Below are 2,022 nucleotides of genomic sequence, written 5' to 3' on the forward strand. Positions count from 1 at the left end.
ATACGTCGAGGCCGATGCGCAGCGGATCCGGCCTTGCCAGGCCGCGGTCGACCAGCGAGCGCACGACGCTGTTCGACGAGGTCGAGATGTCCCTGACGATGCCAGAGCAATCGTAGATGCGGGCAACCTCGAAGGTCTCGAGACGCTGCGTGTGACGCGACTGGACCTGGACGGTGAATTCGCCGTTGCGCGCAATGTCGACGACGCGGCCGGCGACCAGGCGGATGCGGCCGGATTGCACGGCCTCGGTGACACGGGCGTAGACCTCGGGCGCCATGCGATGGCGGTGGATGTCCCACCAGGCCTTGGTGTGCTCGACGAAGCGGCGTTTGGCGGAAGCCGGCCAGTTCTGCCAGATCTTCTGGTTGAACGGCCGCAGCCCGTCGACGACGTCACGCCAGTCGATGCCGGCCTTCTGGTTTTCCTTGATCAGGTCGCGGAACCAGCCGACGAAATAGGAGAGCTGCGTGCCGAGCGGAATGTCGGCGACGTCGAGCTTGATCGGATTGCCCTTGCGATGCGGCGAGGGCAGCAGGCCGCGCCTGGACACAGCTATGATGTCGCCGCGATGGCCGCGTTGCTCCAGCGCCAGGAAAGCATCGACCATGCTGAGGCCGGTGCCCAGCACCATGACGCCGGCGCCGGGCGGAAGTGCTGTGTCGGCTTCCGATCCCATCCTGATGGCATGGCCTTGCGCCGGCTCCTCGTCGTGGCCGGTGGCCAGCACGGCGAGATGCGCAACGACGCTGGTGCCGTTGGCCAGCGCCACTTCGACGCCGGAGGCGGTGGGCGTGATCGAGAGGCTTTCCTCGCGGATCAGCCGAAGCCGACCGCTCTGCTTTTCCCGCGCTTCCAGATCGACCAGCAACTCGCCGAGATAGCGGGCATAGATGCTGCGTGGCGCATAGAAGGGCGCCTCCTCAGCCGTTGCCAGGCCGCGTTCCTGAAGCCAGCGCCAGAAATTGCCGGGATCGTCGGCATAGGCGCTCATGCCGGCGGCGCTGACATTCAGTACATGCGCCGACAGCAGCGTCGAATAGGCGATGCCCTGGCCGAAATGCGGGCGCCTTTCGATCAGCGTGACGCGCAGGTCGGGATTGGGCGACTTCAGGAGATGCGCGGCCAGCACGACGCCGCTGGCGCCGCCACCGACAATGATGATGGAGTTGGCGCGCCCGGTCATAGGCATGCCTTCGCTCTGCGCAGCGCCAGTGTCAGGCCTGGACCTTCACCGCGACCGGCAGATCGCCGATGCCGACCGACAGGTCGTCGAGAGAGATATCGCGCATTTCGGCGAGGCTGCGCTGATCGAGCACCTCGGCGATCGCCTGCCGGACCTCGAGCATCAGATGTCGGACTTGGCATCTCGCCTCGTTGCAATCTTCACAGCGCTGGTACTGGGTGCGGCTGGCGCAGGGGATCGGCGCCAGCGGACCGTCGAGGACGCGCACCACATGGCCGACCTTGATCTCGTCGGCGGGGCGCGCCAGGCGATAGCCGCCATCCTTGCCCTTGCGGCTCTGGACGAAGCCGGCATTGCGCAACTCGCCCAGGATGGCGTCGAGAAATTTCTTCGGGATGTTGTTGCCGGTGGCGACGTCGTTGACGAAGGCGAGCTGCCCGGCCGGCAATCGCGCGAGGTGGACAAGCGCCTTGAGGCCGTACTTACCTTTTTTGGTGAGCATGAGATCAAATTTTCTCTGGCATGCGACGGCATGGAACCATCGGTTGCAAAACGCCTGGCGTGCGTTGCCGCCGCGTCCAAGCCCGCATGACACATAAATTCTAGTGACATGATGTACAAGCCGAGAACTTCTGATTTTGCTTCGTTTTCAAGCCGCGCGGGCCATTTTGACTAGCCTTTGTGCCCACAGGGACACAAAAGCGCACGAGTTTGGGGGCGCGATCATCGCGATATGGTGACTGCTCATCGTCGCCTCCAATCTCAATGTCGCTAAGATTACTATACTTACCCTCGAACACGCGGAATGGGTTGTCAAATCGGCGGTTATTTTATGCATG

General features: G+C 63.5%; 2 protein-coding genes. Both read right to left on the reverse strand.

Annotated elements, in window-relative coordinates:
- Positions 1 to 1,183: FAD-dependent oxidoreductase (locus tag EN879_RS33490; protein ID WP_127274587.1), on the reverse strand; the 1,183-nt coding region annotated here is incomplete at its 3' end.
- 31 nt (positions 1,184 to 1,214) lie between these two features.
- Positions 1,215 to 1,685 carry an Rrf2 family transcriptional regulator gene (locus EN879_RS33495; protein ID WP_063169612.1) on the reverse strand — a complete coding sequence of 157 codons (471 nt, stop codon included), beginning with the start codon at positions 1,683 to 1,685 and terminating at the stop codon, positions 1,215 to 1,217.
- Between the last annotated feature and the right edge of the window lie 337 nt (positions 1,686 to 2,022).

The sequence above is a fragment of the Mesorhizobium sp. M7A.F.Ca.AU.002.02.1.1 genome (assembly GCF_003998535.1).
Lineage (GTDB): Bacteria > Pseudomonadota > Alphaproteobacteria > Rhizobiales > Rhizobiaceae > Mesorhizobium > Mesorhizobium ciceri.